The organism is Blastococcus sp. TF02A-35, assembly GCF_004571075.1.
Taxonomy (GTDB): Bacteria; Actinomycetota; Actinomycetes; order Mycobacteriales; family Geodermatophilaceae; genus Blastococcus.
Window position 1 is genome coordinate 16,398 of the sequence record NZ_SPQP01000034.1, and the last position, 25,004, is coordinate 41,401.

The 25,004-nt window shown below is 74.7% G+C and carries 24 protein-coding genes and 2 pseudogenes; 8 read left to right on the plus strand and 18 right to left on the minus strand.

Annotated elements, in window-relative coordinates:
* Positions 1–12: 12 nt before the first annotated feature.
* The 4 genes from E4P43_RS15145 to E4P43_RS15160 form a co-directional block, all read right to left on the minus strand.
* Positions 13–1,731 (minus strand): protein kinase, encoded by a 1,719-nt coding sequence (locus tag E4P43_RS15145; protein ID WP_245159156.1) that lies wholly within the window; start codon positions 1,729–1,731, stop codon positions 13–15.
* 122 nt (positions 1,732–1,853) lie between these two features.
* Positions 1,854–3,947, minus strand: coding sequence for a xanthine dehydrogenase family protein molybdopterin-binding subunit (locus E4P43_RS15150; protein WP_135146296.1), 2,094 nt, complete (start codon positions 3,945–3,947; stop codon positions 1,854–1,856).
* A 1-nt stretch (position 3,948) separates the two neighbouring features.
* Positions 3,949–4,974 carry a xanthine dehydrogenase family protein subunit M gene (locus E4P43_RS15155; protein WP_135146297.1) on the minus strand — a complete coding sequence of 342 codons (1,026 nt, stop codon included), beginning with the start codon at positions 4,972–4,974 and terminating at the stop codon, positions 3,949–3,951.
* The gene (locus E4P43_RS15160) at positions 4,971–5,483 is read right to left on the minus strand and encodes a 2Fe-2S iron-sulfur cluster-binding protein (RefSeq protein ID WP_135146298.1); all 513 of its coding nucleotides are present in this window, start codon (positions 5,481–5,483) and stop codon (positions 4,971–4,973) included. The genes E4P43_RS15155 and E4P43_RS15160 overlap by 4 nt, the downstream gene beginning before the upstream one ends.
* Before the next feature lie 95 nt (positions 5,484–5,578).
* Between E4P43_RS15160 and E4P43_RS20005 the strand changes: the two genes are divergently transcribed.
* A complete protein-coding gene (locus tag E4P43_RS20005) occupies positions 5,579–5,725 on the plus strand; it encodes a hypothetical protein (RefSeq protein WP_167759204.1) in 147 nt (48 codons plus the stop codon).
* A 26-nt stretch (positions 5,726–5,751) separates the two neighbouring features.
* On the opposite strand, the gene E4P43_RS15165 is transcribed toward E4P43_RS20005, so the two are convergent.
* The 6 genes from E4P43_RS15165 to E4P43_RS15190 form a co-directional block, all read right to left on the minus strand.
* Positions 5,752–6,267 (minus strand): hypothetical protein, encoded by a 516-nt coding sequence (locus E4P43_RS15165; RefSeq protein WP_135146299.1) that lies wholly within the window; start codon positions 6,265–6,267, stop codon positions 5,752–5,754.
* A 21-nt stretch (positions 6,268–6,288) separates the two neighbouring features.
* Positions 6,289–9,384 carry an efflux RND transporter permease subunit gene (locus E4P43_RS15170; protein WP_135146300.1) on the minus strand — a complete coding sequence of 1,032 codons (3,096 nt, stop codon included), beginning with the start codon at positions 9,382–9,384 and terminating at the stop codon, positions 6,289–6,291.
* Between the two features lie 111 nt (positions 9,385–9,495).
* Positions 9,496–10,359 (minus strand): dioxygenase, encoded by an 864-nt coding sequence (locus E4P43_RS15175; RefSeq protein WP_135146301.1) that lies wholly within the window; start codon positions 10,357–10,359, stop codon positions 9,496–9,498.
* A 75-nt stretch (positions 10,360–10,434) separates the two neighbouring features.
* Positions 10,435–11,406, minus strand: coding sequence for a zinc-binding dehydrogenase (locus tag E4P43_RS15180; RefSeq protein WP_135146302.1), 972 nt, complete (start codon positions 11,404–11,406; stop codon positions 10,435–10,437).
* A 10-nt stretch (positions 11,407–11,416) separates the two neighbouring features.
* Positions 11,417–12,241 carry a citryl-CoA lyase gene (locus tag E4P43_RS15185; protein ID WP_135146303.1) on the minus strand — a complete coding sequence of 275 codons (825 nt, stop codon included), beginning with the start codon at positions 12,239–12,241 and terminating at the stop codon, positions 11,417–11,419.
* On the minus strand, positions 12,238–13,452 hold the full coding sequence (locus E4P43_RS15190; protein ID WP_135146304.1) for a CaiB/BaiF CoA-transferase family protein: 1,215 nt from the start codon (positions 13,450–13,452) through the stop codon (positions 12,238–12,240). Before E4P43_RS15190 ends, E4P43_RS15185 begins: the two co-directional genes overlap by 4 nt.
* 232 nt (positions 13,453–13,684) lie before the next feature.
* On the opposite strand from E4P43_RS15190, the gene E4P43_RS15195 reads away from it, so the two are divergent.
* The 3 genes from E4P43_RS15195 to pdxY all read left to right on the plus strand — a co-directional run bounded on the left by E4P43_RS15195 (position 13,685) and on the right by pdxY (position 16,946).
* Positions 13,685–15,175 (plus strand): amidohydrolase family protein, encoded by a 1,491-nt coding sequence (locus tag E4P43_RS15195; RefSeq protein ID WP_135146305.1) that lies wholly within the window; start codon positions 13,685–13,687, stop codon positions 15,173–15,175.
* 27 nt (positions 15,176–15,202) lie between these two features.
* Positions 15,203–16,030, plus strand: a complete 828-nt coding sequence (locus tag E4P43_RS15200) for an IclR family transcriptional regulator C-terminal domain-containing protein (protein ID WP_135146306.1) — start codon at positions 15,203–15,205, stop codon at positions 16,028–16,030.
* Positions 16,031–16,094: 64 nt separating this feature from the next.
* Positions 16,095–16,946 (plus strand): pyridoxal kinase PdxY, encoded by an 852-nt coding sequence (pdxY, locus tag E4P43_RS15205; RefSeq protein ID WP_135146307.1) that lies wholly within the window; start codon positions 16,095–16,097, stop codon positions 16,944–16,946.
* 12 nt (positions 16,947–16,958) lie between these two features.
* Here pdxY and E4P43_RS15210 read toward each other — a convergent pair whose 3' ends face one another.
* From E4P43_RS15210 to E4P43_RS15220, 3 genes are all read right to left on the minus strand, one after another.
* A complete protein-coding gene (locus E4P43_RS15210; RefSeq protein WP_135146308.1) occupies positions 16,959–17,144 on the minus strand; it encodes a hypothetical protein in 186 nt (61 codons plus the stop codon).
* Between the two features lie 64 nt (positions 17,145–17,208).
* Entirely contained in the window at positions 17,209–18,030 is an 822-nt protein-coding gene (locus E4P43_RS15215) for a hypothetical protein (RefSeq protein WP_135146309.1), read from the minus strand.
* 23 nt (positions 18,031–18,053) lie between these two features.
* On the minus strand, positions 18,054–19,478 hold the full coding sequence (locus E4P43_RS15220; RefSeq protein WP_135146310.1) for an NADP-dependent succinic semialdehyde dehydrogenase: 1,425 nt from the start codon (positions 19,476–19,478) through the stop codon (positions 18,054–18,056).
* Positions 19,479–19,748: 270 nt separating this feature from the next.
* Here E4P43_RS15220 and E4P43_RS20950 point away from each other — a divergent pair.
* Together E4P43_RS20950 and E4P43_RS15225 are read left to right on the plus strand one after the other, a co-directional pair.
* A pseudogene (locus E4P43_RS20950) lies at positions 19,749–19,883 on the plus strand (sensor histidine kinase); the annotation flags it as partial.
* A 77-nt stretch (positions 19,884–19,960) separates the two neighbouring features.
* Complete coding sequence (locus E4P43_RS15225) at positions 19,961–20,638, plus strand: anti-sigma factor RsbA family regulatory protein (protein WP_245159157.1); 678 nt, start codon at positions 19,961–19,963, stop codon at positions 20,636–20,638.
* Between the two features lie 6 nt (positions 20,639–20,644).
* Here E4P43_RS15225 and E4P43_RS15230 read toward each other — a convergent pair whose 3' ends face one another.
* Positions 20,645–20,986, minus strand: a complete 342-nt coding sequence (locus E4P43_RS15230) for a zf-TFIIB domain-containing protein (RefSeq protein WP_135146311.1) — start codon at positions 20,984–20,986, stop codon at positions 20,645–20,647.
* A gap of 209 nt (positions 20,987–21,195) precedes the next feature.
* Here E4P43_RS15230 and E4P43_RS15235 point away from each other — a divergent pair, with 209 nt between their 5' ends.
* Positions 21,196–22,011: a CoA transferase subunit A gene (locus tag E4P43_RS15235; protein ID WP_135146312.1), complete on the plus strand. Its 816-nt coding sequence runs from the start codon at positions 21,196–21,198 to the stop codon at positions 22,009–22,011.
* Complete coding sequence (locus E4P43_RS15240) at positions 22,008–22,676, plus strand: CoA transferase subunit B (RefSeq protein WP_135146313.1); 669 nt, start codon at positions 22,008–22,010, stop codon at positions 22,674–22,676. The genes E4P43_RS15235 and E4P43_RS15240 overlap by 4 nt, the downstream gene beginning before the upstream one ends.
* A 32-nt stretch (positions 22,677–22,708) precedes the next feature.
* On the opposite strand, the gene E4P43_RS15245 is transcribed toward E4P43_RS15240, so the two are convergent.
* The 4 genes and pseudogenes from E4P43_RS15245 to E4P43_RS20010 form a co-directional block, all read right to left on the minus strand.
* Positions 22,709–23,545 carry an alpha/beta hydrolase gene (locus E4P43_RS15245; protein WP_135146314.1) on the minus strand — a complete coding sequence of 279 codons (837 nt, stop codon included), beginning with the start codon at positions 23,543–23,545 and terminating at the stop codon, positions 22,709–22,711.
* Positions 23,546–23,628: 83 nt separating this feature from the next.
* Positions 23,629–24,033 carry a 4-carboxymuconolactone decarboxylase gene (gene pcaC, locus E4P43_RS15250; RefSeq protein ID WP_135146315.1) on the minus strand — a complete coding sequence of 135 codons (405 nt, stop codon included), beginning with the start codon at positions 24,031–24,033 and terminating at the stop codon, positions 23,629–23,631.
* Positions 24,030–24,809, minus strand: coding sequence for a 3-oxoadipate enol-lactonase (gene pcaD / locus E4P43_RS15255; protein WP_135146316.1), 780 nt, complete (start codon positions 24,807–24,809; stop codon positions 24,030–24,032). Before pcaD ends, pcaC begins: the two co-directional genes overlap by 4 nt.
* Positions 24,806–25,004: pseudogene (locus tag E4P43_RS20010) on the minus strand (3-carboxy-cis,cis-muconate cycloisomerase); the annotation flags it as partial. The gene pcaD and the pseudogene E4P43_RS20010, both read right to left, overlap by 4 nt.

Genomic DNA, 25,004 nt, shown 5'->3' on the forward strand with positions numbered 1-25,004 from the left:
CGCGGCGGCAGGTCAGCCGCTGCTCTCCTCCGCGGCTCCGGAAGGCTCGGGCCCCGGCGCCGTGCCGGCGTCCTGCTCCGGCTCGGCCGGTGGAGAGGTGGGCGCCGACGGCTCGTCGCTCGGCTGGGCCGACCCGTCGCCCGGGGGCGTCGTCGGTGTCGTGGTGCCGCCGTCCTCGGCCCCATCGCTCGCCGGCGGGGCCGGCTCCTGCGGTGCCGGGGTCGTCCCCTCGGAGGCCGGGGTCGTCTCCTCGGGTGCCGGGGTGGCGGAGGGCCGGGGCGCCGGGCCGGTGCCGCCGTCCGTCCCGGTGGGGGCGGCTGGGGCTCCCCTCGTGGCGCCCCCGGGCACCGGCGCGGGCGCCACCGCGCCCCCGTTCCCCGCCCCCGTCGTCGACGGCCGGTCCCGGTCGGCGTCGGCACCCGCACCGGAGGGCGCCGGCGGCGCCACGGAGACGTCGAGCCGGACGGTGTCGCCCGCCGCCAGAGGCGCGCCCGCGGGGTCGAGGCGCACGACGGTCCCGGGTGGCTGCTCGTCGGTGACCACCTCGATCCGCTCCTCCTCCAGCCCGAGCGCCGTCAGGTCGGCGGCCACCTCGTCGGCCGGGCGCCCGATGTGGTCGCCGGCGGCGAGGACGATCGACCCCTGCCCCGGCGGGGGCGCCGCGGCGGGGCCGGCCGGTGCGTCGTCCCCACCGGGGAGACCGAGCGTCACCCCGACGACGGCCGCACCGAGGAGCAGGAACAGCAGCGGGACGAGCACCACCCGACGACGGAACGGAGCCCGTCGCCGCCGGGCGGCCCGCCCGGGCCGCGGGGCGGCGGGGGCCGGCGCGGCCGGGATCGGAGCGGTGGTGACCGGAAGGGCCTCGGTCGACGGGGCCTGCGGGCTCCCCCCGTCCAGCGTCGCGTCGATGGCGGTCAGGAAGGCCTCGGCGTCGGGGAACCGGGCGTCGGGGTCCTTGACGAGTGCGCCGTCGATCAGGCTGCGCACCTCCTCCGGCACCGCGGCGGGCAGGGGCGCCGGCTCCTGCTGGACCTGCTTGAGCGCCAGGGTGACCGGGTTGTCCCCCTCGAAGGCGGCGTGGCCGCTGAGGGACTCGTAGCCGACCAGGCCGAGGGCGTACACGTCGCTGGCCGGGCGCGGGGCCTCCCCCACCGCCTGCTCCGGCGACATGTACTTCGGGGTGCCGATCACCTGGCCCGCCTCGGTCAGCGGCACGCTCGCCGCGGACCAGGCGATGCCGAAGTCGGTGAGCTTCACCTGGCCCTCGCGGTCGATGAGGATGTTGGCCGGCTTCACGTCCCGGTGCACCACACCGGCGCGGTGGGCCTCGGCCAGGGCGGCAGCTGCCTGCCGCAGCACCTGCAGCGCGGCGGCCGTGTCCAGCGGTCCGCCGTCGCCGAAGCGGGCGGAGAGCGGCTCTCCCTCCACCAGCTCCATCACGAGGTAGGCGACCCGCTCGCCGGTCGCCTCCGCCGTGGTCTCGCCGTAGTCGTGGACGGCGGCGATGTTGGGGTGGCTGAGGGACGCCGCGTGCGTGGCCTCGGCGCGGAAGCGGGCGACGAACCCGGGGTCGTCGGCGTACTCGCTGCGCAGGACCTTGACGGCGACGGCGCGGTCCAGCCGGACGTCGCGCCCCCGCCAGACCTCACCCATGCCGCCGCTGGCGATCAGGTGGTGGAGCTCGTAGCGACCGTCGAGGAGCTCGCGATCGTGTCCGACGATGGTCACCCCAGGCTCCGTCCCCCGCTGACGCGACCCCCGGCGAGGCAGCGTCCGATCCCCTCTCGGAATGCCCGCCACGGCCCCGGGCTACACCCCCGCCCGCGGAGCCGGCGGTCACCCGGCCGGGGTCAGGACAGCCCGGGCAGCACCTTGTCGAGGGTCACCGGGAGGTCGCGCACGCGGACGCCGGTGGCGCGGTGGACGGCGTTGACGACGGCGGCCGCCGTGCCGGTGATGCCGATCTCGCCGATGCCCTTGCTGCCCATCGCGTTGACGTAGGGGTCGTGCTCGTCCAGCCAGTGCGCCTGCACGTCACCCACGTCGGCGTTGACGGTGACGTGGTACTCGGCCAGGTCGTGGTTGGCGACCTGCCCGATCCGCGGGTCCCACACGCTGTTCTCGTGCAGCGCCATGGACAGGCCCATCGTCATGCCGCCGATGAGCTGGGAGCGCGCCGTCCGCGGGTTGATGATGCGGCCCGCGGCGAAGACGCCGTACAGGCGGGGCACGCGGAGCTCGCCGGTGTCGGCGTTGACCCGCACCTCGGCGAACTGGGCGCCGAACGCGTACGCGGCTCGGGTGTCGTCCATGGCGGCCTGGTCCACCGAGCCCGAGACCTCGTCGCCGTCGCCCGGGTCGCGGCCGAACTTCGCCCGGAACTCCCGGGCGGCCACCGTGATCGCCGAGCCCCAGGTGTTCGTGCCCGAGGAGCCGCCGGCCACCGAGGCCTCCGGCAGGCGGGTGTCACCGATCCGCACCTCGACGTCGTCGACGGGGACGTCCAGGGCGTCGGCGGCGATCTGCGGCAGCACCGTCCACGCGCCGGTGCCGAGGTCGGCGGCGCCGATCTCGACGACGTAGCGGCCGTTCTCGAACCGGACCACCGCCTCGGAGGTCGCCATGCGCATCGTCGGGTACACCGAGGACGCGACGCCGGTGCCCACGAACCAGTCGCCCTCGCGGTGGCGGGCCGGCGGCCGGTCGGCCCAGCCGAACCGCTCGGCCCCCTCGCGCAGGCACTCCACCAGGTGCCGGCTCGACCACGGCTTGCCGGTCTCCGGGTCGACGGCGGGCTCGTTGCGGATCCGCAGCTCCACCGGGTCGATGCCGAGGGCCTCGGCGAGCTCGTCGAGGGCCACCTCGGGCCCGAACATGCCGGGGCACTCCCCCGGCGCCCGCATCCAGGAGGGCACGGGGACGTCGAGGGGCGCGAGCCGGTGGGTGGTCCGGCGGCTCGGCGAGGCGTACATCATCCGGGTGGGGACGCCGGTCTGCTCCGCGAACTCCTTGATCCTCGACGTCTGCTCGACGACGTCGATCGCGATCGCCTGCAGCCGTCCGGTCCGGTCGGCGGCCAGCTGCATCCGCTGGATCGTCGGGGTCCGGTACCCGGCGAGGAAGAACATCTGCTGCCGGGTGAGGGCGAGCTTCACCGGCCGGCCGGGCACGGCGCGGGCGGCGAGCACCGCGAGCATCACGTTGGCGTGCGGGGTGCCCTTGGACCCGAACCCGCCGCCCACGTACGGGCAGATCACGCGCACCTGCTCCTGCCCCAGCCCGAACACCTCGCACACGGCGGCCCGGTCGGGGTGCACGCCCTGGGTGGAGTCCCACACGGTGAGCGGCACCTCGGCTGACGGGTCCCACAGGGCGGTCGTGGCGTGGGGCTCCAGCGGGTTGTTGTGGTACATCGCGGTGGAGTACGTCTGCTCGACCGTCGCGTGCGCCGTGGCCATGGCGGCGGCAACGTCGCCCTCGGCGGTGTCGGTCTCGAACGACGGGTTCACCTTCTCCGGCTTGTACAGCGCGGGGTGGTCGACGACGAGCTCGCTGTCGTGCTCCTCCACCGCGTACTCCACCCGCACCAGGTCGGCGGCCTGCCGCGCCAGCTCGGAGGTCCCGGCGACGACGACGCCGACGAGCTGGCCGCGGAAGGCGACCTCGGCCGACTGCAGGACGGCGAGCTCCTGGTCGTCGGTGGAGGCCAGCCGCTCGGCGTTCTCGTGGGTGAGCACCGCCAGCACGCCGTCCAGGGCCTCGGCCGCGCTGGTGTCCACCGCGGTGACCCGGCCGCGGGCGACCGTGGCCTGCACCGGGAAGGCGTAGGCCGGCCGTTCCACGGGCGTCTCGTAGGCGTAGGTCGCGGTGCCGCGGACCTTGGCCTCGCCGTCCCGGCGGACCAGTCCCCGGCCGATGGCCCGCGGCTCCAGCAGCTCGGTCATGTCAGGTCTCCCGGGTCAGGTCGCGCAGGGTGGCGACGACGGTGCGCGTGGCCAGCGGGATCTTGAAGCCGTTGCCGCCGTCGATGCCCGGCTGCGGCTGTGCGGTGGTCAGCTCGACCCCCATCGCGTGGCCGACGGCGTGCTCGGTGAGCGGGGTGCCGCGGAGCAGCTCCTCCGCGCGGGCCGCACGCCACGGCTTGTGCGCCACGCCGCCGAGCGCGATCCGCACCGTGCGCTCGGATGTGCTGTCGCCGGCGACGACGGCAGCCACGGAGACCAGCGCGAAGGCGTAGGACGCCCGGTCGCGCACCTTGCGGTAGGCCGACCGCGCACCGTCGGGCAGCGGCGGCAGGTCGATGGCGGTGACCAGCTCGCCGTGGCCGAGCACGGTGTCGCGGGACGGGTCGTCGCCCGGGAGCCGGTGCAGCTCGCCGAAGGGGATGGTGCGCTCCCCGGCCGGGCCGAGCACGTGCACGACGGCGTCGAGGGCGGCCAGCGCCACGGCCATGTCCGAGGGGTGCGTGGCGATGCACGTCTCGGGCGCCGTCGGGTCCGGCATGGCCGAGGGCACCCCGAGGACCGCGTGGTACCGGGTGTAGCCGTTCACGGCCGAGCAGCCGCTGCCCGGCTCGCGCTTGTTGCACGCCGTGGTGACGTCCTGGAAGTAGACGCAGCGGGTGCGCTGCAGCGGGTTGCCGCCGGTGGTGGCGAGGTTGCGCAGCTGGCCGGTGGCGCCGGCCAGCAGCGCCTGGGCGAGCACCGGGTAGCGCTCCCGCACGCGGCGGTCGGCGGCGACCTCGCTGTTGGTGGTGGCCGCGCCCAGCCGCAGGCCGCCGTCGGGCAGGTCGCTGATCTCGCGGGAGGTCAGCCTCCGGACGTCGACGACCAGCTCGGGCGTCGCCACCCCGAGTTTGAGGTGGTCGACCAGGTTCGTGCCCCCGCCGAGGAACACCGCACCCGGTTCGGCGGCCACCTGGCGGACGGCCTCGGCGACGCTGCCCGGCCGGGCGAACGCGAACGGCTTCACGCCTGCACCCCTCCGGCCTGCTGCACGGCCGGGACGATGTTGACGTAGGCGGCGCACCGGCACAGGTTGCCGCTCATGCGCTCGGCCACCTCGTCGTGGGACAGCTCCGGATCGGCCACGAGGTCGGGGCTGGCATGGCTGGGCCATCCCCGGTCCACCTCGGCGAGCACGCCGACGGCGGAGCAGATCTGGCCGGGCGTGCAGTAGCCGCACTGGAAGGCGTCGCGGTCGAGGAAGGCCTGCTGCACCGGGTGCAGCTCACCGCCGCGCGCGAGGCCGTCGGCGGTGGTGATCTCGGCACCGTCGTGGGCGACCGCCAGCGCCAGGCAGCTCAGCGCGCGCTCGCCGTCCAGGAGCACCGTGCACGCACCGCACTGCCCGTGGTCGCAGCCCTTCTTGGGGCTGCAGTTGCCCAGCCGTTCCCGGAGCGTGTCCAGCAGCGTCGTGCGGGTGTCCACGGTGAGGCGGCGTGCCACGCCGTCGACCGTCAGCGAGATCTCGGCGTCCACGCGTCCCCGGTTCCCGCCCCGAGCACGGCACAAACCCACCTCGCCGGGCCACGCCTCGCCGGGCGCGGCGGCCGTCGCCTGGCTAGCGTCGGTGCATGACGACTCCCGATCCCCAGCCGCCGGCGCCGGACCCCACCCCGGCCGACCCGGACACCCCCGGCGCCCCGGACCCCTCGGGCCTCCCGGACCCGACCGGCCCGGTCGCCCCGCCGCCGGACGGCGGCCCCGCGCCGATCGTCTGAGCGCCCGGACGGTGGCGGCGCCGGGATCAGCCCCGTCGCCGCCGCCCGGACGGACCACCCCGGGCCTGGTGCCCCCACTCGACGACCCACTCCTCGCCCGGCGAGAGCGCGGCCCATTTCGCCGCGGCGTCCCGCAGCGCGAGCGCGGCGGCGTCCAGCCGCGCGCGGGGAAGGCCGAGCACCTCGACCTCGCGGGGCAGGACCTCCCGCCCGGACGCGCAGCGGCCGACGACGTCGGCGAGGGCCTCCGCACGGTGGATCGCGACCGTCCGCTCGCGCTTCAGCCGGACCGAGCGCTCCTCGGAGCGCGGCGGCCGCCGTCCGGAGACGTGCCGCATGCTGCCCCAGACCACCCCGTCGGCGACGCAGCCCCAGATCCCGTCGCGCACGCCGAGCTCCTGCTCGACGAGAGCGTGCACGAGGTCGTGCGGCAGGTCGGCCCCGCCGCCGGCCCCGCGCATGGCGAAGACGACACCGTCGTCGCGCTCGACCAGGGTCTCCACCGGCCGGCGGTCGGCCATGCGCCGGAAGACGATCCGCATGCGCCCAGTGTCGAGGCCCGATCAACCGGTTTTCGCGGCTCCGGCGGCGCGCCTCTCCTGCCGGCGCTCGCGCCGGGTCTCCAGCGCGGTGTAGAGCACCGGCACGAGCAGCAGCGTGAGCAGCGTGGAGCTGACCAGCCCGCCGATCACCACCAGCGCCAGGGGCTGGGAGATGAACACCCCGCCACCGGTGAGCCCGAACGCCATGGGCGTCAGGGCCAGCACCGTCGCCGCCGCGGTCATCACGATCGGCCGCAGGCGCTTGCGGGCGCCCTCGGTGACCGCCTCGGCCAGCGGGCGGCCGCGCTCGCGGTACTGGTTGACCAGGTCGATCAGCACGATGGCGTTGGTGACGACGATGCCGATGAGCATCAGCACGCCGATGAGCGCCGGCACGCCCAGCGGCACCCCGGTGGCCAGCAGCATGAGCAGGGCGCCGGTCGCGGCGAAGGGCACCGAGACCAGCAGGATCAGCGGCTGGGCCAGGCTGCGGAAGGTCGCCACCATGACCAGGTAGACGATCACGATCGCGATCAGCAGCGCCAGGCCGAGGTCGGCGAAGGCCTCGCTCTGGTCCGACGCCACGCCGCCGATCGTCACGTCGACGCCGTCGGGCAGGTCGAGCTCGTCGACGGCCGCCGTCAGCGCGCTGGTCAGGCTGCCCAGGTCGGCGTCGGCCGGGGTCGCCGACACGGTCGCGGCCCGTGAGCCGTCGATCCGGCTGACCGAGCTGGGCACCTGGACCTGCTCCACCGTCGCCACCCGGGCCAGGGGCACCGGGCCGGTCGGCGCGGGCAGCACGACCGCGCCCAGCTGCTCCGGCGTCGTGGGGGCCTGCAGCGGCTGCAGGTACACCGGCGTCGCGACGTCGTCGACGTCGACCGAGCCGATCGGCACCGCCGCGGACAGGCCGGCCAGGGTGCGCGTCACCTGGGCCTCGGTGAGCCCCGCGCGCGCGGCCGCGACCGGGTCGACGACCACCCGGACGACGGGGAGCGCGCCGGTCAGGTCGTTGGTCACGTCGGTGGCGCCGGGGACGTCCTCGACCGCCTCCTGCACCTGCGCGGCCGCCTCGGCCAGGGCACCGGGGTCGGTCGACTGCACCAGGACGTCGACCGTCGAGGGCCCGAAACCGGAGCCGGCCGACGCCACCGTCACGTCGCCGACGTCGCCGAGGTCCTCGGCGGCCGAGCGGATGTCGTCACCCACTGCCTCGGGGTCGGCGTCCTCGGCCAGGGTCAGGGCGAACGTCGCCCGGGGCGTCCCGCCACCACCGGAGAACGCGGCGAGCCCGCCGGCCGAGCCCACCGTGCTCTGCACGGTGCCCACCCCGTCGAGGCCGCTGAGCGCCTCCTCGAGGGTGCGGGCCCGCTCGTCCTGCGCCGCCAGGCTGGTGCCGGCCGGGTAGGCGGCGGTGACCGTGACGGTGTTCTGGCCGGAGTCGCCGATGAAGTTGGTCTGCAGGAGCGGGGTGAGCGCCAGGGTGCCGACGAGGACCGCCAGTGCGCCGGCCAGCGTCCAGCGGCGGTGGGCCAGCACCCAGCGCAGCGCCGGCAGGTACAGCCGCTGCAGCCAGGTGCGCCGCTCGGCCTCCTCGGCCTCCTCCCGGCTGCGCGCGAGCTCGGCCTCGGTCCGGTCGGCGTCCGGCGCCCGGAGGAACACCGAGGCCAGCGCCGGGACGATGGTGAGCGAGACGACCAGGCTGGCCAGCATCGCGATGGCCACCGTGAGCGCGAAGGGCCGGAAGAGCTCGCCGACCAGCCCGCCCACGAGCGCGATCGGCAGGAAGACGGCGACCGTGGTGATGGTCGACGCGGTGACCGCGCCCGCCACCTCCCGGACCGCACCGACGATCGCCGTCGAGCGCGCCTCCCCGTAGGACAGGTGCCGCTTGATGTTCTCGATGACCACGATCGAGTCGTCGACCACGCGGCCGATGGCCACCGTCATCGCGCCCAGCGTGAGGATGTTCAGGGAGAACCCGGCGACCTCCAGCCCGATGAAGGTGACGCACAGCGAGACCGGGATGGACACCGCGGACACCAGCGTGGACCGCACCGAGGCCAGGAAGACCAGGATGACCAGCAGGGCGAAGACCAGGCCCAGCCCGCCCTCGGTCGCCAGGCCGGCGATCGACTCCTCGATGAACGGGCCCTGGTCGAAGACGACGGCGACGACGCTGCCCTCGCCCAGCGCCTCGCGCACCTCCGGCAGCAGGTCGGCCACCGCGTTCGAGATCTCCACGGTGTTGCCGTCGGGGGTCTGGGTGAGCCCGACGGCCAGCGCCGGCTCGCCGTCGACCCGTGAGAAGGAGGTCGGCGGGGCGGCGGCGAGCTCGACCCGGGCCACCTCGCCCAGCGTCGTCACCGTGCCCCGGGCACCGGTGAGCGGGACGGCCCGGAGGTCCTCGACCGAGGTGAGCCGCGTCCCGGCCTGGACGGGCAGCGTCTGCTCCCCCACCGTCAGCGAGCCGGCCGGCAGCACCACGCCGTTGTCCTGCAGCACGGTGGTCACCGCCGCGGGCGACACCCCGGCGGCGGCGAGGGCGGCCGGGTCGAGCGTCACCTGCACGCGCGCCTCGTCGGCACCGGTCACGGTCACGTCGCGGACGCCGTCGATGCCCTCGAACAGCGGCACGACGGCGGCGTCGATGCGCTCGGCGAGGGCGGCGGGGTCACCGGGGGCGGCGACGGCCAGCTGCACCACCGGCAGGTCGGCCAGCGAGCCGGTGAGCACCTGCGGCTCGACGTCGTCGGGGAGCTGGGCCTGCACCCGGCTCACCGCGGTCTGCAGGGCGCTGGCCGCCGCGTCGACGTCGGAGCCGTACTCGAGCTCGACGGTGACGGCGGCCAGGCCCGTGCTCGCCGTCGACGTCACCGCCACGACGTCGGGCACCGAGGAGATCGCCTGCTCCAGCGGCTCCACGACCTGCCGCTCGACGACCTCCGGGGAGGCGCCCGGCTGGGTGGCGACCACGGCCGCGGCCGGGATCTGCAGCGACGGGATGAGCTCCTGCTTCAGCGACGCGGCCGAGATGAGGCCGAAGACCACGACGGCCACGGTCACCAGGCCGATGAGCGCCCGGTTGCGCAGGGACAGGACGGCGAGACGCGACACGGACTTCCTCCAGGGCCCCGAGCGGCGCTCGGCCCGTCGACACAGGTTGCGTCCGTCAACCTAGTGGCGCCGAGCGCCCCCGCCCCGCAGGTCCGGGGCGGGGGCGCGCCCTCAGCCCTGGCGCTGCAGCACGAAGTCGTACCGCGACTCCAGCCACGGCACGTCGCTGTGCCCGCCGCCGGGCGTCGGCCCCGGCTCGCGCTGCTCGAACGTGGTGACCAGCTCCTGCTTGGTGCCGAAGACGACGTCGCTGTCGAGGTAGTCCGACCCCTCCTGGAACAGGTGGGTGATGAGCGGCTCGTAGCCGGGCACGTTGATCAGGAAGTGGATGTGGGCCGGGCGGAAGTAGCTGATCTCGGTCCGGCTGATCAGGTCGCCGACCGGCCCGTCCATCGGGATGGCGTAGCCCAGCGGCGCGATCGTCCGGACGCAGTACGTGCCGTCCTCGCGGGTCGTGTACTTCGCCCGGAGCCGTGCCTCGTCGATGTCGGGGATCTGCGACTCGTAGGCGCCCTCGGTGTCGGCCTGCCAGACGTCGAGCACGGCATTCGGGACCGGGTTGCCCTCCAGGTCCCGGAGCGTGCCGTGGAGGTACAGCGGCGTGCCGGGCAGCCCCTCGGACATGTCGGCCGCGTAGCCCAGCTCCGGCGACCCCTCGATGTGGAACGGGCCGAGCACCGTCGCCGGGGTGGCCCGCGGGTCCAGCCGGTGGTTCATCTGGACGACGAGCATCGACAGGCCCAGGACGTCGGAGGCGAGGATGAACTCCTCCCGCTTCTCGTTGCTGATCTGCCCCGTGGCGGTCAGCCACTGCATGGCCGCCATCCACTCGGCCTCGGTCAGCCGGACCTCGCGGGCGAAGTCGTGCAGGTGCCGGACCAGCGCCGTCATGAGCTCCGCCAGGCGCGGGTCGCCGGCCGTGGCCCACCGCTGCACGGCGAGCTCGGTGATGTTGTCCTCGGTGACCAGCTGCACGGGAGTTCCTCCTGCCGTCCGCGCGCCGGGGGCCGGTCGCGCTGCCTCCTCCGCGCCCACCGCGGAGGTCCAGTTCTAGGGGGTGAGCACCAGCCGCACGCCGGGGTCGCCGGTGGCCTGCCGCCGCCAGGCGCCGGCGGCGTCGCCGAGGGCGACCTTCTCGTGGGCCACCGCGAGCGCGCCCGCGGCGGCGTGCTCGGCGACGGTGGTGACGGCCGCGCGGCGCTGCTCCACGGTGAGCGCGTTGTTGGTGTAGCCGAGCATCGAGGCGCTGCGGGACCGCAGCACCGCGGAGGAGAACTCGGCGACGTCGCCCGAGGCGCCGCCGAGGTTGACCAGCCGGCCGCCGGGTGAGAGCACGCGGGACGCCGCGGTGGCGGCGGCCCCGAAGACGGGGTCGACGACGAGGTCCAGCCGGCCACCGGTCGCGCCGGCCAGCCGGTCGGCGAGCGTGGCCACGTCGGTGCCGGGGGCGAGCGCCTCGTCGGCGCCGGCCGCCAGGGCCCGGTCGCGGGAGGTCTCCGAGCGCGCGACCGCGACGACGCGGCCGGCCCCCAGGACCCTCGCCGCACCGACGGCGGCCTGACCGACCGCTCCCCCCGCGCCGAGCACGAGGACGTGCTCGCCCGGCTGCAGCCCCCCGCGCCAGGTGAGCGACATCCAGGCGGCCACCGCCGAGAGCCCGAGCGCGGCGAGCGCGGCGTCGGGCACGTCCGCGGTCACCGGGACGAGGTCGTCGTCGGCGACGGTGCACAGCTCGGCCAGGCTGCCGTCCCCCGGGGCCATCCCGGCGGAGGTGGCGAACCAGACGCGGGTGCCGGCGGGGAGCGTCGTGGAGCTCTCGACCACGCCGACGCCCTGGACGCCGGGGACGTAGGGCACGGCAGGGCTGCCGAAGTAGCTGGTGCCCGAGGCGCACAGCAGGTCCAGCGGCACGACCGGGGCCGCGCTCACCCGGACCACGCTGCGCCCGGGGGCGGGGCGTGGTGCCGGGTGGTCGGCGACGACCGGGGTCTCCCCCGGCGCCCGGACGACGACGGCGCGCATCGGCACCCCCTCAGGCGTCGCTGCGGGGCAGCGGGTCGGGGACGAACGGGTCGGGGTCGACCGGGCGGTTGTGCAGGTCGACGGAGAGGAAGACGTCGTTGGCCACCGGGTTCCGCAGCTCCTCGGCGAGCTGGCCGATCAGCCCGGCGGTGCGCGCCAGCAGCGCGAAGCCGCGCAGCAGCTGCATCGGCAGGCCCAGGTCGGCCAGCGCGGCGCCGCAGACGCCGGCGCCGTTGAGCGGCAGCTGCTTGCCGAGCACCTGGGCGTGCACCCGGCCGATGGCGGCGAACAGCGACAGGTGCGGGCCGTAGAGCCCCTCCTCGGTCGCGATCGCGAACAGCCGGGGCGTGCGCGGGTCGCCCTGCTTGTGCACGTGGTGGCCCAGCCCCGGCACGAAGCGCTTCGCGGCGCGCTGCGCGGTCACCGTCTCCAGGGCGAGGGCGTCCCAGCCGGCGTCGTCGGTGGGCAGCGGGCCCTCCACCGAGGCGAGCACCTCGTGGAGGAACCGCCCGCAGTCCTCGGTCACGCCCAGGAACCGGGAGCCACCTCCGAGCAGGCCGGCGGCCAGCGCGCCCTGGATGGAGTCCGGCGCCGACAGGTACGTGAGCCGGGTGACGATCGCCGTCGGGGTGAAGCCGTGGTCGGCGAGCGCGGCGAGCACCGCCTCGAACACCCGGGTCTCCCCCGGGCTGGGCCGGCGCTGGGTGGCCAGCCAGAAGGCCAGCTCGCCGAAGCCGACCTTCCCCATGACGTCCTCGGCGAGGTCGGTGCCGAGCAGGGTGATCCGCTCCAGGCTCGAGGCGCCCAGCGCGGTCGGGTACACGGGCTCGCTCACTGCTGTCCCTCCTCGGCCGGCGCGGCCAGCCAGCGGCGGATCTCGTCGCCGTGCTCGTCCACGGCCGGCGGCGGCAGCCGGTAGGAGGCCGCGGTGTCGGAGAACCGGATGGGGTGGCGCACCGACCGGACGGCGGCGGGCCCCTCCCCGACGGTCACGACCGGGTCGAGGCCGACCTCCTCGGCGAAGGCGACGCCCTGGTCGATGGTGTTGATCGGCCCGCAGGGCACCCCCGCGGCGATGATGTCGCGGAACCACTCCATCTTGGTCCGGGTGGCCAGGCGCTCCACGAGCAGCGGGCGCAGCTGCTCGCGGTTGGCCGTGCGGTCCTCGTTGCGCAGGAACCGGGGGTCCTCGGTGAGCTCCGGCAGGCCGAGCACCTCGCACAGCTTGCGGAACTGGCCGTCGTTCCCCGCGGTGATGATCAGGTCGCCGTCCGAGCACGGCAGCGGCTCGTACGGGAACAGGCTCGGGTGGCTGTTACCCATCCGGAAGGGGACGACGCCGCCGGCGACGAAGGCGCTGGTCTGGTTCACCAGCCCGGACATCGCCGAGGCGAGCAGGCTGACCTCGACGTGCTGGCCGCGGCCGGTCTCGTGCCGGTGGTTGAGCGCCGAGAGGACGCCGATCGTGGCGTGCAGGCCGGCCATGACGTCGAAGACGGCGACACCGGCCCGGTAGGGGTCGCCCTCGGGGTCCCCGGTGAGGCTCATCAGGCCCGAGATCGCCTGGACGATGAGGTCGTAGCCGGGCAGCGACCTGCCGCCGGGGCCGCTGCCGAAGCCGCTGATGGAGGCGTAGACGACCCGCGGGTTCGTGGCCGAGACGCTCGCGTAGTCCAGGCCGAAGCGGCCCAGGCCGCCGGGCTTGAAGTTCTCCACCAGCACGTCGGCGCGGCGCGCCAGCTCCTGGGCGGCGGCGAGGTCCCCGGGGTCCTTCAGGTCCAGCGCCACGGAGCGCTTGTTGCGGTTCACGCCCAGGTAGTAGGTGGAGACGTCCTGGCCCCCGACCTGTGCCACGGGGGGTGCCCAGGTGCGGGTGTCGTCACCGCCGGGCCCCTCGACCTTGACCACCTCGGCGCCGAGGTCGGCCAGCAGCATCGTGCTGTACGGGCCGGCCAGGATGCGCGAGAAGTCCGCGACGAGCAGCCCGGAGAGCGGCCCGGGACGGTCGGGCGCCGGCGGCGTGGGCACTGCTCCGGGATCGCTCATGGGGTGCTCAGCCACTCCTCGCCTCGGTGCGCGCGGACAGCCGTCCGCCGAACTGCCGCCGAGTCTCGGCCTGCCGTCGCGGTGCTGTCAACCGCAGGCGGGCGCGCGGTTCGTGACCGCGCCGGACCCGGTTGACAGGCGCGACCGCGGGCAGCATCGTGACGTGCATCGCATCGGCCGTCCGTCAAGCGGACAGGCGTCCGTATCGTCTTGGAAGCCCCTGGAGGAGACGATGACCCAGCCCGAGCCCACCCCGGTGACCGGCCGGCCGGTGGTCCTGCGCAACGGCACGGTCCTGACCATGGACGACGCGGGCACGATCCTGCCCGACGCCGACGTCCTGGTGGTCGACGACCGCATCGCCGCCGTGGGGCCGGCGCTGGAGGTGCCCGAGGGCACCCAGGAGATCGACGCCCGGGGCGGCATCGTCATGCCCGGCATGATCGACACCCACCGCCACATGTGGCAGACCGCCATGCGCGGCTACGGCGCCGACTGGACCCTCACGCAGTACTTCGTCTGGTACTACCTCGAGCACGGCCGGAAGTTCCGCCCCCAGGACGTCGCCGCCGGCAACCGGCTCTCGGCCCTGGAGTCGCTCGAGGCCGGCGTCACCACCACCGTCGACTGGTCGCACGGCCTCCAGTCGGTCGACCACGCCGAGGCCGCCGTCTCCGCGCTCCGCTCGGTGCCCGGCCGCTTCGTCCTCGCCTACGGCAACATCCAGGCCGCCCCGTGGGAGTGGACCGCCGACCCGGCCGTCCGCTCCTTCCTGGAGCGGCACCGCGACTCCGCCGACGGCATGCTCGGCCTCCAGCTGGCCTTCGACGTGACCGGCGACCCCAGCTTCCCCGAGAAGGCCGCCTTCGAGGTGGCACGGGACCTGGGCCTCCCGGTCACCACGCACGCCGGCGTCTGGGGAGCGACCAACGACGACGGCATCCGGCTGATGCACGAGCACGGCTTCATGGGCCCCGAGACCGTCTACGTGCACGCGGCCAGCCTGAGCCCCGACTCCTACCACCGGATCGCGGCGACCGGAGGCTCCATCTCGGTCTCCACCGAGTCCGAGCAGAGCGCCGGGCAGGGCTACCCGCCCACCTGGCAGGTGCGCCGGCACGGCATCCCGGTGTCGCTGTCGATGGACACCAGCGTATGGTGGAGCGGCGACCTGTTCTCGGCCATGCGCACGACCCTCGGCGCCGACCGCTCCCGCGAGCACTTCGAGGCGCACCTCAAGGGCGACACCGTCACCCAGCTGGAGCTGCGCGCCGAGGACGTCGTCCGCTGGGCCACCCGCGGCGGTGCGGCCACGCTCGGCCGCGACGACCTGGGCAGCCTCGAGGCGGGCAAGAAGGCCGACGTCGTCCTGATCAAGAACGACGCCTCCCCGGTCTCCTTCCCGGTGCTGAACCCCTACGGCCACGTGGCCTTCCAGGCGCAGCGGGGGGACGTGCACACGGTGCTCGTCGACGGCCGGGTCGTGAAGCACGCCCACGCGCTGGTCGACAGCGACCTGCCCGGCGTCCGACGCGAGATCGAGGACACCGTCGAGCACCTGCGCTCCGAGCTCGGCGAGGAGACCTGGGTGGCCGGCATGCACCCCGACCTGCCCGACCCGAAGCTGCTGGACAACCCTTACCAGTACACCGACTACAAGTCGGAGGGCACGCACGCCGCCCGGGAGCAGGTGTTCGAGGAGCACCTCGCGAACGAGCGCTGATCAGACGGACCGACGAGAGGTCACCACATGGCGGGACGCGGTACCGGGCCGGACTTCGTCGAGGCCCTCGCGCGGGGGCTGGACGTGCTGGCCTGCTTCGACGCCGGGCGCCGCAGCATGTCGCTCAGCGACGTCGCCACGGCGGCGTCGCTGGCCCGGCCCACGGCGCGGCGGCTGCTGCTCACCCTGGAGGAGCTGGGCTACGTCCGCTCCTCCGAGGGCGCCTTCTCGCTCACCCCCAAGGTGCTCGAGCTGGGCATGGCCTACGTGAGCTCGCTGGGGCTGTGGGACATCGCGCGGCCGCACATGGAGGCGCTGGTCGGGCGCACGGGCGAGTCGTCGTCGATGGCCCAGCTCGACGGCTCCGACATCGTCTACGTCGCGCGCGTGGCGGTGCCGAAGCTCATCGCCCTCCGGGTCGACATCGGCACGCGATTCCCCGCGGTCCAGACCTCGCAGGGCAAGGTGCTGCTCGCCGCCCTCTCCCCCGACGATCTCGCCGGAACGCTGGCCGAGCCGTCCCGGTCCGGGCTGCCCACCCCGCTGCGCCGGTCCCCCGCGCAGCTGCAGGACGAGCTGACCGAGGTGCGGGCGCGCGGCTGGGCCCTGGCCGACGAGGAGCTGGCACCGGGCGTCCGGTCGGTCGCCGTCCCGGTGCGCGACGGCGCCGGCGTCGTCCGGGCGGCCATGAACGTCACCGTCCACGCGGCCGAGACCTCCACCGAGCTGCTGCTCACCGAGCACCTGCCGCAGCTGATGCGGACCGCCGGGGACGTCAGCGCCGAGTGGGCGCTCTGGCAGTCCCGGCCGCAGGTCGAGGTGACCGGCCGCACGGGCACGTCGGCCACGGGGTGAGCCCCTCCCCCGCGCCGCGGGGGGACGCCGCTCCGCGCCGTCGGCGGTGTGCCAGGGTCTCCGCGTGACCGCTGTCCTCTCCATCCAGTCGCACGTCACCTACGGCCACGTGGGCAACAGCTCGGCGGTGTTCCCGCTGCAGCGGCTCGGCATCGAGGTGTGGCCGGTGCACACCGTCCAGTTCTCCAACCACACCGGCTACGGCCAGTGGACCGGCCGCGTCTACGACGGCCAGTCGATCGACGAGCTGGTGCAGGGGGTCGCCGACCGCGGCGTCCTCGGGTCCTGCGACGCCGTCCTGTCCGGCTACCTGGGCTCGGCCGACATCGGGCACGCCGTCGTGGGGGCCGTAGCGCGGGTCCGCGAGGCCAACCCGGCCGCCGTCTACTGCTGCGACCCGGTCATCGGCGACGTCGGCCGCGGGGTGTTCGTGCGGCCGGGCATCGAGGAGCTCATGCGCGAGGTCGCGGTCCCCGCCGCCGACATCGTGACGCCGAACCACTACGAGCTGGACCTGCTCTCCGGCCGGGAGACCCGTTCGCTGACCTCGGTCAAGGACGCGGTCGCCGCGGTCCAGGCGCTGGGGCCGCGGGTCGTGCTCACCACGTCGCTGGTCGCCGAGGACACCCCTGACGACTCGGTCGACCTGCTGGCCTCCGAGGGCGGCCGGCACTTCCGGGTGCGCACGCCGCGCCTCGGCGTCTCGGTCAACGGGGCCGGCGACGCGATCGCAGCCCTCTTCCTCGCCCACTGGCTGGACACCCGGTCGGCCGCCGAGGCGCTGGCGCGCGCGTCGGCGTCGGTGTTCGGGCTGCTCGCCCGCACCGAGGAGGCCGGCTCCCGGGAGATCCTGCTCGTGGCCGCCCAGGAGGAGTACGTCACCCCGTCGCGGACCTTCGCGGTCGAGGAGGTCTGAGCGCGCCCGGCGTCAGGTCTTGCTCTTCCCCCGCGCGCTGGAGTGCTCGTGCCGGTCGTCGCCGTGGGTGTGGTGCTCGATCTGCTTGGAGGCGCCGGTCGTGACGCCGGCGGCGCTCGGGGCGACGCCCTGGCGCTTCGCCTCGCGCACGGCGGCTCGCTGCTGACCCTGATCGGTGTTCTTCGACATGCCGGTCATGGCTACCCACCGCGGGGACCCCGGACACGTCCCCGCCGCCCCCGGTGACGGCCGGCGCTCCGGGTCAGCGGGCGGCGAGGGTGGCGGCGATCCGGCTGATCGTCGCCTCCTCCACCGGGAGGTGCGGCAGCACCGCGGTCACCTCGTCGGGCTCGAGGCCGTTGTCGCCCAGCGCGACCAGCAGCAGGTCGGCCTCCTCCGGGCGCACCGGCACGGTGCAGCCGGACTCCTCCAGCGCCGCCCGCGCGAGGAACAGCGCACCGGCCAGGCTGTCGTCGGGCACCGGGGCCGGCTCCGGGGCGGCGGCCGCCCGGGCGGTCGCCTCGGCCGCGCGCACCAGCGACAGCGGCAGCCCCTCGGCCTCCACCTCGATCAGCGGGACGGTGCCGAGCGCGGCGAGCACCAGGTGCTCGGCGTCGATGCGCAGCGGCGCCTCCCAGCCACCGGCCCGCACCACGTCCAGCAGGTCGCGCGGGTCCTCGCCGAGGTCGTCGGCCAGCTCTTCCCAGGCCGCTCGCCGGCTGGTCCGCGCCCGCTCGGCGGCCAGCCGGCAGGTGTCCGCGACGAAGGGCACCAGCACCTCGTCGTCGAACCGCTCGGCCTGCACCCGGCCGTCGGCGCCCAGCATGTTCAGCGCGTCCTGGAAGCTCCCGGGCCGGGCGTCGCCCAGCTCCAGGCGGCCGTCCTCCTCGCCGGCGAGCGGCCGCCCGTGCGCGGCGCGCTCGCCGACCGTCAGGCCGGTGGCCACCAGCCTGCCGGCCCGTCTCTCGTGGTGCGGCTGGTCGGAGAGCCCTACGGCCCACGCGCAGCTCTCGGCGATCAGCGCCGCCCCGCGCTCGCGGAGCACCTCCCGGGTCAGCAGGCCCATCCAGTCGACGTCGAACACGCCTCCACTGTGCCTCGCGACGGTCACTCGGCGGCGGCCCCGGCCGTGTTGCCCTCGCTCTGCTCGCTGCTGGGCGGTCCCACCCACACGGTCTTGGCGTTCATGAACTCGCGCATGCCGAGCTCGGTCAGCTCCCGGCCGTACCCGCTCTGCTTGACGCCGCCGAAGGGCAGCTCGGGGTAGCTGGCGGTCATGCCGTTGATGAACGCCATCCCGGACTGGATGTCGCGCACGAACTGCGTCCGCTCCTCCTCGTCCTCGCTCCAGAGGTTCGAGCCGAGCCCGTACACGTGCGAGTTCGCGATCCGGATCGCCTCCTCCAGGCTGTCGACGACGTACAGCGCGGCGACGGGACCGAAGACCTCCTCGCTGTGCACCCTCATCTCGGGCGTGACGTCGGCGATGAGCGTCGGCTCGTAGAACCAGCCCGGCCGGTCGACCCGCCTCCCGCCGACGACCACCGTCGCGCCCTTGCTCCGGGCGTCCTCGACGTACTCCTCGACGTCCTGGAGGCCGGACTCGGTCGCCAGCGGGCCGATCTGCGTGTCGGGGTCCATCGGGTCCCCGACGGTCAGCGCGCCGATCTTCTCCGCGAAGAGCCGGGTGAACTCCTCGGCGACGTCGCGGTGGACGAAGAACCGCTTGGCGGCGATGCAGCTCTGGCCGTTGTTCTGGTTCCGGGCGGTCGTCGCCACCTCGGCGGCCCGGTCCAGGTGGGCCGAGGGCATCACGATGAACGGGTCGGAGCCACCCAGCTCCAGCACCGTCTTCTTCAGCGCGTCACCGGCGATGGCGGCCACCGACTGCCCCGCCGGGCCGCTGCCGGTGAGCGTCGCGGCGACGACCCGGTCGTCGCGCAGCACCTGCTCGATGGTCGAGGACCCGACCAGCAGGGTCTGGAACACGTCGTCGGGGAAGCCGGCCTTGCGGAAGAGCTCCTCCAGGTAGAGCGCGGTCTGCGGCACGTTGCTCGCGTGCTTGAGCAGCCCGACGTTGCCCGCCATCAGCGCGGGGGCGGCGAAGCGCATGGCCTGCCAGAGCGGGAAGTTCCACGGCATGATCGCCAGCACCACGCCCAGGGGCTGGTAGGTGACGTAGGCCCGCTGCGCCTTCACCGCCTCGGCGTCCTTCTCGACCGGCTCCAGGTACGCCGGCCCGTGCTCGGCGTACCAGCGCAGCGCGGCGACGCACTTGGTCGCCTCCGCCTTCGCCGACGCCAGCGTCTTGCCCATCTCCGTCGTCATCAGCTCGGCGACGGAGCCGGTGTCGGCCTCCAGCGCGTCGGCGGCGGCGCGCAGCCAGCCGGCCCGCTGCTGGGCCGTCGTCAGCCGGTAGCCCTCGAAGGCCGCCGCGGCCCGGGCGAGCTTCTCCTCCAGCGCCTCGTCGGTGAGCGGCTCGTAGGTCTTGAGCGTCTCCCCGGTGGCCGGGTTGATGGTGGCGATCGCCATGGTGTGTCTCCCTCCGCAGCTGCGCCCGCACACCTGCCCGCGAGCGGTCCGGTGAAACCGGCATGCCGGCTTTCCGCGCCCGTGAGCTGCTCGGGCTGTCCGGTCGGCCGAGGTCGCCTACCGTGGAGGGGACGGGTCCGGAGAAGTCGGGCCCGGGACGTCGGGGGCACGGGTGAACTGGACTGCGACGGGCGGGGTGGACCATCCCTCGCCCGGGGCCTTCCGCACGACGCCCTGGTCTACGACTCCGTCGACGACCTCGTCGGCACGGTGGTCCCCTTCCTGCACGACGGGCTGGCCGCCGGCGACGCCGCCGTCGTCGCCGTCCGGTCCGACACCGCCGCGGTGCTCCGGGAGGCGCTGGGCGACGAGCCGCGCATCCTCGTCCTCGACGAGGGCACCGCCTACGGCCACCGCACGCCGGCGGCGATCACCAGCTTCCGCCGCCTGGCCCGGGACAACGCCCCGGCGGGCGGCACCGCGTGCGTGTCGTCGGCGAGATCGACTTCGGCCCGACCGAGCGCGACTGGCTCGAGTGGGAGCGCTACGAGGCGGTCATCAACGAGGCGCTCCTCGGCCTGGACCTGTGGGGGGTCTGCCTCTTCGACACCACCCGCCTGCCGGGCCCGGTGGTGGAGGCCGGGCGCCGGACGCACCGCCGGCTGGTGTCCCCGACCAGCCGCACGCCCAGCCCCTCGTTCACCGAGCCGGCGGACTACCTCCGCAGCCTGCCCGTCCCCGACGAGCCGCTGGAGCGCACGCCGCCGCGGTTCGCTGCGAGCGACGTCGCCGACTTCGTCGGGCTGCGGCACGCCGTCGCCACCGAGCTCGCTGCCCTCGTCGCGCCGCCGGACCTGGTCGAGGACTTCCTCCTCGCCGTCGACGAGATGAGCTCGAACGCGGTGCGGCACGGCCGGCCACCGGTGGACCTGCGGCTGTGGACCGCACCCGACCGGGTCGTCTGCACCATCACCGACGGCGGCCCCGGCTGGGACGACCCCTTCGCCGGGTACGGCCCGGCGCACGGGGACGACCTCTCCCGCGGCGGCATGGGGCTCTGGCTGGCCCGCCAGCTGTGCGACTACGTGGACATCCGGGGCGGCGATCACCACCCCGGCGAGGGCGGGATCAGCGTGCGGCTGACCGTCCGCCTCCCCTGAGCCGGGTCAGCCGAAGAGCTCGCTCATCAGCGACTTCTTCTTGTGCGGCTTCCCGTAGCCCGAGTGCGACGACGAGTGCCCGGACCCCTGCACCTGCCGCAGCACCTCGCTGACCACCCCGCCGAGGCCCGCGGCCGCCGGGGCGCCGTGCTGCTGGCCGGAGGGCCGGTGCGCCGCCTGGGGCTGCTGGGCGGCGCCACCGTGGTAGGCGTTCTCCGCGTCGATGAGACCGTCCAGCTCGCCGCGGTCCAGGAAGATCCCCCGGCAGTCCGAGCACTGGTCGACGTGCACGCCGTTGCGCTCGTAGGTCCGCATGGTCCCGTGACACTTCGGGCAGGTCAGCTCCATGCCCGCGCAACGGGCCCGGGGGCGACGGAGTTCCCGGGCTATGTGTGCAGCGCGCATTCCGTCCAGTGGGGTGCGCACGTCGAAACGGGCCCGCAGGGCGGCGATACTGGTCATCCCGCAGGCTGACCGATGGGAGCACTTGGTGGACCGGACGCGCACGCGCCACGGGTGGGCCGCGCCCACCGCCCTCCGCGAGCGGGAGGCCTGACGTGGACAAGGTCGTGGCCGGTGCCCGCGAGGCCGTCGCCGACATCGCGCCGGGCTCGGTGCTCGCCGTCGGCGGGTTCGGCCTCTGCGGAGTGCCGTTCGCGCTCATCGACGCCCTCCTCGAGCAGGGCACCGACGAGCTGACGACGATCTCCAACAACTGCGGCGTGGACGACCAGGCGCTCGGCGTGCTGCTCTACGCCGGCCGGATCCGCAAGACGATCAGCTCCTTCGTCGGCGGCAACAAGGAGCTCGCGCGGCTGTACCTCTCGGGGCAGCTGGAGGTCGAGCTCACCCCGCAGGGCACGCTGGCCGAGCGGCTGCGCGCCGGCGGCGCCGGCATCCCCGCCTTCTACACCCCGACCGGGGTCGGCACCCTCGTCGCCGACGGCGGCATCCCGATCCGGTACGACGCCGACGGCAACGTGGTCGAGACCAGCCGGCCCAAGGAGGTCCGCGAGTTCGACGGCCAGCAGTACGTGCTGGAGACCGCGCTGACCGCCGACTTCGGGCTGGTGCACGCGCTCAAGGGCGACCGGCACGGGAACCTCTACTTCCACGAGTCGGCGCGCAACTTCAACCCGCTGGCCGGCATGGCCGGTCGGGTCACGATCGCCGAGGTCGAGGAGCTCGTCGAGCCGGGCGACCTCCGCCCCGAGGACGTGCACCTCCCCGGGGTCTTCGTCGACCGCGTCGTGGTGGTGGGGTCCGAGCACAAGCCGATCGAGAAGCGCACCAGCCGCCCCCGTACCGACCGCTCCGACACCCCGGCCGCCGCCGGCGAGGAGGCCACCGCCGAGAGAGGACTCCCCCGATGAGCCTGACCCGTGAGCAGCTGGCCGCGCGCGTCGCCCTCGAGCTCGAGGACGGCCAGTACGTCAACCTCGGCATCGGCATGCCGACGCTCGTCCCGAACTACGTGCCCGAGGGCGTGCACGTCGTCCTCCACTCGGAGAACGGTGTGCTGGGTGTGGGCCCCTACCCCTTCGAGGGCGAGGAGGACCCGGACCTCATCAACGCCGGCAAGGAGACCGTGACGGTCCTGCCCGGAGCGAGCTTCTTCGACTCCGCGCTGTCGTTCGGGATGATCCGCGGCAAGCACCTCGACGTCGCCGTCCTGGGCGCGATGCAGGTCAACACCCGCGGCGACCTCGCCAACTGGCTCATCCCGGGCAAGATGGTCAACGGCATGGGCGGCGCGATGGACCTGGTCCACGGCGCCAAGCGCGTGGTCATCATGATGGAGCACGTCGCCCGCGACGGGTCGCCGAAGATCGTCCAGGAGTGCACCCTGCCGCTCACCGGCAAGGCCTGCGTCGACCGGATCGTCACCGAGCTCGCCGTCATCGACGTGACGCCCGGCGGTCTGGTGCTCCGCGAGACCGCGCCCGGCGTGACCGTGGACGAGGTGGTCGAGAAGACCGGCGCCCCGCTCGCGATCGCCGACGACGTCCGCGAGATGACGCTCCCCGCCTCCGTCTGACCCGTCGCACCACCCGGGTCGACGGAGCCGGGTCAGGTGCCGCCGGCGAAGGCCAGGACGTCCCGGGCGACCCGCTTGTCCGACCCCGTGCCCAGGTGGCCCTTCCCCTCGTACCGGACGACCCGGCAGTCCGGCACGAGGGCGGCGGTCTCCTCGACCACCGCCGGCGGGAAGAACCGGTCACGGCTGCCGGAGACGACCAGGACCGGCACCGTGACCGTCGGGAGCACCGACCGGGAGTCGAACGACGTCTCGGCGCGCAGCTCGGTGAGGACGTCACCCGGTGGGCACAGCTCCTCGGCGAACAGGGCCCGGCCGACCAGCGGCCCCAGCAGCCGCCGCGGCCACCGCATCGCGGACCCGGGCAGGAGGTACTCGGCGAACGCCGTCCCGGCGGCCGTGGCGTCCCCCCGCGCCAGCGCCGTGGCCAGGCGCGTGTCGACGTCCTTGCCCCACTCGCTGACCTCGCAGCCGGAGACCACGAGGACCAGGCGGCCGAGCCGCCCGGGGTGCCGGGCGGCCAGGTGCTGGGCCACCAGACCGTCGTACGACTCCCCGACGACGACGTCCACCTGGCCGCCGAGGTGCTCGGCGACGACCTGCGCGTAGTCGTCGGCCATGTCGGCGACGCCGTGGCCGGGGGGCATGCCCCGGCGGCGGGTGACGACCCAGACGGCGTACCCGGCGGCGACGTACGGGCGGGACTGGCCCACGACCATCCGCGCCATGGCCCCGGTGGGCAGGAAGCTTCCCGGGCCGCCCGGGATCGACAGCAGCGTGCGCGGGCCGTCCCCCCAGGTCAGGTACTCCATCCCGTTCGGGAAGGTGCCCCGGCGGGGCTGCTGCACCGTCGTCCGGACCTCGGCCATGGCCGACCATCCCACGCGTCGGGGACGCCGGGTACCCGTTTCGGTCTCCCTGTCGACATGTCCACCCGTCGACAGTTCGCCGGTCAGGCGGAGGTGCCGCGGAGCTCGTCGAGGATCGGGCCGGCCACCTTGTACGCGTGGTTGGCCGCGGGCACGCCGGCGTAGACGGCGGCGTGCTGGATGACCGCGCCGATCTCCTCGTCGGAGAGGCCGTTGTTCTTCGCCGCGCGCACGTGCAGGGCGAACTCCTCCCAGTGCCGCAGCGCGATCGTGATCGACAGCGTCATCAGGCTGCGGTCCCGGCGCGACAGCTCCGGCCGCTGCCAGACGTCGCCCCAGGCCACCCGGGTGATGAAGTCCTGGAAGCCCTCGGTGAAGGGGGTGGTGCCGGCGACGGCGCGGTCGACGTGCGCGTCGCCCAGCACCTCGCGGCGGGTCCGCATGCCGGCCTCGCGGCGGGCGGCGTCGGTGTCCGGCAGGTCGCTCATCGGGCGTTCCCATCAGCGTCGAAGTGGGCCAGCAGGGCGCCCGTGACCTCCAGCGTGCGCTCGAGGTTGGCCAGGTGCGCCCCCGGGCTGAGGCTGAGCAGCTCCGCCCCGGGGATGCCCGCGGCGATCGCCTCCTGGTGCGGTGGCGGCAGCGCCGGGTCGTCCGCGCCGGACATGACGAGGGTCGGGGCGGTGATGCGCCCGAGGTCCTCGCGCAGGTCGACGTTGCCGACCACCTCGCAGCAGGCGGCGTAGCCCTCGTCGTCGGCGCCGGCGATCATCGCCTCGAGCCGGGCGACGAGGTCGGGGTGGTCCGCGGCGTGGGCCGGGGTCAGCCAGCGCTGCACGACGGTCGGCGCGAACTGCGCGGTGCCCCCGGAGCGGGCCTGCGCCGCCCGGTCGAGGAAGCCCTGCGGGTCGACCTTCGCCGAGCTGAACATGACCGCGAGCCGGTGCACCCGCGCGGGCTCGCGGGCGGCCATCCGCATGCCGACCATCCCGCCGAGGGAGACCCCGGCGACGTGCGCGCGCTCGGCGCCGACCCGGTCCAGGACCAGGAGCACGTCGTCGACGAGGTCGTCGAGGGTGTACGGGCCGGCCGGGGCGGGCGACTCCCCGTGCCCCCGGCCGTCGTAGGTGACCACGCGGTACCGCTCGGCCAGCGCCGGCACCTGCGGGTCCCACATGGCCCGGGTCGCCCCGAGCGAGTTGGACAGGACGACGACCGGCGCGTCGGCCGCCCCGTCGACGGTGTACGAGACCTCGACCGCGCTCATCGCTCCCCCTCGGTCAGCCGGACGTGCTCGGCCAGGACCGCCTCCACCTGCTCGGCGGCCTCCCCGACGTCGGGGCCGCCGGCGAGCAGCTCGGTGACGTCGATGTCGTCGCGCGCGGCGACCACGTCGGCCAGCGGGCGCCCGGTCGCGGCGGCCTCGCGCACGGCGGCCGCGGCCTCGTCGTGCGCGGAGATC

Bases quoted from the DNA above. Each gene is read 5' to 3' on its own strand.
- pcaC (WP_135146315.1), bottom strand. From the start codon at position 24,033: ATGAGCGACCTGCCGGACACCGACGCCGCCCGCCGCGAGGCCGGCATG.
- E4P43_RS15210 (WP_135146308.1), bottom strand. From the start codon at position 17,144: ATGACCGGCATGTCGAAGAACACCGATCAGGGTCAGCAGCGAGCCGCC.
- E4P43_RS15180 (WP_135146302.1), bottom strand. From the start codon at position 11,406: ATGCGCGCCGTCGTCGTCCGGGCGCCGGGGGAGACCCCGGTCGTCGCC.
- E4P43_RS15220 (WP_135146310.1), bottom strand. From the start codon at position 19,478: ATGGCGATCGCCACCATCAACCCGGCCACCGGGGAGACGCTCAAGACC.
- E4P43_RS15150 (WP_135146296.1), bottom strand. From the start codon at position 3,947: ATGACCGAGCTGCTGGAGCCGCGGGCCATCGGCCGGGGACTGGTCCGC.
- pcaD (WP_135146316.1), bottom strand. From the start codon at position 24,809: ATGAGCGCGGTCGAGGTCTCGTACACCGTCGACGGGGCGGCCGACGCG.
- E4P43_RS15165 (WP_135146299.1), bottom strand. From the start codon at position 6,267: ATGCGGATCGTCTTCCGGCGCATGGCCGACCGCCGGCCGGTGGAGACC.
- E4P43_RS15240 (WP_135146313.1), top strand. From the start codon at position 22,008: ATGAGCCTGACCCGTGAGCAGCTGGCCGCGCGCGTCGCCCTCGAGCTC.
- E4P43_RS20005 (WP_167759204.1), top strand. From the start codon at position 5,579: ATGACGACTCCCGATCCCCAGCCGCCGGCGCCGGACCCCACCCCGGCC.
- E4P43_RS15245 (WP_135146314.1), bottom strand. From the start codon at position 23,545: ATGGCCGAGGTCCGGACGACGGTGCAGCAGCCCCGCCGGGGCACCTTC.
- E4P43_RS15230 (WP_135146311.1), bottom strand. From the start codon at position 20,986: ATGGAGCTGACCTGCCCGAAGTGTCACGGGACCATGCGGACCTACGAG.
- E4P43_RS15195 (WP_135146305.1), top strand. From the start codon at position 13,685: ATGACCCAGCCCGAGCCCACCCCGGTGACCGGCCGGCCGGTGGTCCTG.
- E4P43_RS15200 (WP_135146306.1), top strand. From the start codon at position 15,203: ATGGCGGGACGCGGTACCGGGCCGGACTTCGTCGAGGCCCTCGCGCGG.
- E4P43_RS15190 (WP_135146304.1), bottom strand. From the start codon at position 13,452: ATGAGCGATCCCGGAGCAGTGCCCACGCCGCCGGCGCCCGACCGTCCC.